This window comes from Dokdonia pacifica (assembly GCF_900188275.1).
Lineage (GTDB): Bacteria > Bacteroidota > Bacteroidia > Flavobacteriales > Flavobacteriaceae > Dokdonia > Dokdonia pacifica.
Map to the genome: position 1 here is coordinate 1 of NZ_FZNY01000019.1, position 4,154 is coordinate 4,154.

2 protein-coding genes are annotated in these 4,154 nt (G+C 36.4%); both read left to right on the top strand.

Annotation, left to right across the window (positions count from 1 at the left end; genetic code table 11):
- A partial coding sequence (locus tag CHB80_RS24280; protein WP_143337251.1) for a DUF7507 domain-containing protein occupies positions 1-3,753 on the top strand: 3,753 nt, incomplete at its 5' end.
- Positions 3,754-3,864: 111 nt separating this feature from the next.
- Positions 3,865-4,154 (top strand): PorP/SprF family type IX secretion system membrane protein (locus CHB80_RS24285; RefSeq protein ID WP_143337252.1); only part of this gene is annotated, 290 nt, incomplete at its 3' end.

Here is a 4,154-nt window from a genome sequence, read left to right on the forward strand (position 1 = left end):
GTATTCAATGATGAAGACGCTGACGGATGTAGTGATGTAGATGAGACAATTACATATACTTTCACAGTAACGAATGAAGGAAATGTAAGTTTATCAGACATCGTAGTAACTGATCCATTAATTGCTGGAATCACATTTGTAGATGGCGATACAGACGGAGATGGAGAGTTAGATGTAACAGAGACATGGACATATACTGCAGATTATGCAATTACGCAAGATGATATTGATGCTGGTCAAGTAACAAACCAAGCAACAGTAGCAGGAACAGATACTAATGACAACCCATTAAGTGATCTATCTGATGATACTTCAGTATTAGAAGATAATCCAACAGTGAGCCCATTATGTCAGTCACCAGCAATTGCGATCCTTAAAGTAGGAGTATTCAATGATGAAGACGCTGATGGATGTAGTGATGTAGATGAGACAATTACATATACTTTCACAGTAACGAATGAAGGAAATGTAAGTTTATCAGACATCGTAGTAACTGATCCATTAATTGCTGGAATCACATTTGTAGATGGTGATACAGACGGAGATGGAGAGTTAGATGTAACAGAGACATGGACATACACTGCAGATTATGCAATTACGCAAGATGATATTGATGCTGGTCAAGTAACAAACCAAGCAACAGTAGCAGGAACAGATACTAATGACAACCCATTAAGTGATCTATCAGATGATACTTCAGTATTAGAAGATGATCCAACAGTAACAGGAGTTTGTCAAGATGCTGCGATAGCAATTATCAAGGTTGGTGTATTAAATGATGAAGATGCTGATGGATGTAGTGATGTAGATGAGACAATCACATATACTTTCACAGTAACAAATGAAGGAAATGTAAGTTTATCTGATATCGTAGTAACCGATCCATTAATTGCTGGAATCACATTTGTAGATGGTGACACAGACGGAGATGGAGAGTTAGATGTAACAGAGACATGGACATATACTGCAGATTATGCAATCACACAAGATGATATTGATGCTGGTCAGGTAACAAACCAAGCAACAGTAGCAGGAACAGATACTAATGACAATCCAGTAAGTGATCTATCAGATGATGATTCTGTATTAGAGAATGATCCGACAATAACAGAGATTTGTCAAGGTGACCCTAATGACGCTATTGCAATCATCAAGGTTGGTGTATTCAATGATGAAGATGCTGATGGATGTAGTGATGTAGATGAGACAATCACGTATACTTTCACAGTAACAAATGAAGGAAATGTAAGTCTATCAGACATCGTAGTAACCGATCCATTAATTGCTGGAATCACATTTGTAGATGGTGATACAGACGGTGATGGTGAGTTAGATGTAACAGAGACATGGACATACACTGCAGATTATGCAATTACACAAGATGATATTGATGCTGGTCAGGTAACAAACCAAGCAACAGTAGCAGGAACAGATACTAATGACAACCCAGTAAGTGATCTATCAGATGATACTTCGGTATTAGAAGATGATCCAACAGTAACAGGAGTTTGTCAAGATGCTGCGATAGCAATTATCAAGGTTGGAGTATTCAATGATGAAGATGCTGATGGATGTAGTGATGTAGATGAGACAATCACATATACTTTCACAGTAACGAATGAAGGAAATGTAAGTTTATCAGATATCGTAGTAACCGATCCATTAATTGCTGGAATCACATTTGTAGATGGTGATACAGACGGAGATGGTGAGTTAGATGTAACAGAGACATGGACATACACTGCAGATTATGCAATTACACAAGATGATATTGATGCTGGTCAAGTAACAAACCAAGCAACAGTAGCAGGAACAGATACTAATGACAACCCAGTAAGTGATCTATCAGATGATACATCAGTATTAGAAGATGATCCAACAGTAACAGGAGTTTGTCAAGATGCTGCGATAGCAATCATCAAGGTTGGAGTATTCAATGATGAAGACGCTGATGGATGTAGTGATGTAGGTGAGACAATTACATATACTTTCACAGTAACGAATGAAGGAAATGTAAGTTTATCAGACATCGTAGTAACTGATCCGTTAATTGCTGGAATCACATTTGTAGATGGTGATACAGACGGAGATGGTGAGTTAGACGTAGATGAAACATGGACATACACTGCAGAGTACACAATTACACAAGATGATATTGATGCTGGAGCAGTATTGAATCAAGCTACAGTAGAAGGTACTGATACCAATGGAGATATTGTAAGTGACTTATCTGATGATGATAGTACAGTAGAAGATGATATAACAACTACTGAATTATGCCAAGGAGCTTCTATTGCACTTATTAAAACAGGAATCTTTAATGATGAAAATGGAGACGGTATAGCACAAGTAGGTGAGACTATCAGTTATACGTTTACAGTAATTAATAATGGAAACGTAACAGTGACTAATATTGTAATTACAGATCCATTAACAGGTCTTGTATTAAATGGAGGTCCAATTGCTTCCTTAGAACCAGGAGAGGTTGATAATACTACTTATACAGGAGAGTATACAATCACTCAAGCAGATATCGACGCAGGAGAAGTTGTTAATCAAGCATTAGCAACAGGTCAAGATCCTAATGGTGACGATGTATCTGATGATTCTGATGATGATAGTCCAATAGAAGATGATACAACCATTACAATACTCCCACAAGGAAGTAGTATATCATTAATCAAGACAGGTGTACTTAATGATGAGAATGGAGATGGATTTGCACAAGTAGGTGAAACGATTACATATACCTTTATTGTAACTAATACAGGAAATGTAACGGTTACTAATATTACAATAGATGACCCATTACCAGGACTTGAATTAAACGGAGGTCCAATCGCAGAATTACAGCCAGGAGAAGTAGATAGTACTACGTTTACAGGTGTTTACGTAATTACAGAAGAAGATCTTCTTAATGGAGAAGTAGTAAACCAAGCGATTGCTACCGGTCAAGATCCTAATGGTGATGATGTAATTGATATTTCTGATGATGATACAAACCTAGAGGATGATGAAACAGTAACAACATTACCTCAAGGAAGTCTTGAATTAGAAAAAACAGGAGCTATTGTAGACCTTAATGGTGATGAATTCACACAAGAAGGAGAGCTTATCCAGTATACATTTAAAGTAACAAATACAGGAAATGTTCCTCTATTTAATATCACAATAGATGATCCATTAGTAACAGTAGAAGGAGGTCCTATAGATTTACTTCCAGGTGAAATGGACAGTACTACATTTACAGCAACATACATCTTAACAGAAGAAGATATAGATGCATTGATTGTAATTAATCAAGCAACTGTAACTGGAGAAGATGAAGATGGAAATGTAGTAACAGACCTTTCTGATGATCCAACTGAAATTGCAGATGTAGATGTAGAAGGAGATGGAGATCCAGATGATCCTACTGTAACAATTATTACTGGGGTACTTAATGAAGAAGATGTTGAAGTCTTTAACGGAGTAACACCAGATGGCGATAATTCTAATGATATATTTATTATACGAGGTATTGATAGATTCCCAGATAATACTGTTCAGATATTTAACAGATGGGGAGTAGAGGTATACTTTAGAGAAGGATACTTAAATGATACTGACGCATTTGATGGTACTTCACAGGCAAGAGCAACCCTAAATAAAGGTAAAGAACTTCCTGTAGGAACATATTATTACATACTTAGGTTTGTAAATGATGATGGTGAAACCAGACAACAAGCAGGATATCTATACCTTAATCGATAATACATAGAAAGTGAATATGAGTGCGCTTTCGCGAAAGCGTACTCATTCTTAAAAAATAAATAATCATATAAATACTATAGCTAATAGAGTATTTGTAAAAGTTGTAAAAAAATGAAGCATTTAACAATAGGATGTCTTATCTATTTTGTGTTTATTACTTTCAATAGTTCAGCACAACAAGATCCTCAGTATTCACAGTATATCTATAATACTGTGGCTATTAATCCAGCTTATGCGGGAAATAGGGGAGTTACAAGTATTGTAGGATTACACCGTAGCCAATGGGTTGGTTTAGATGGCGCTCCACGTACACAGAGTTTAAGTATTCATTCTCCTATCTCAGAAAGTAAAGTAGGATTAGGGCTATCTATTGTAAATGATGCCTTAGGCCCTTCTCAAGA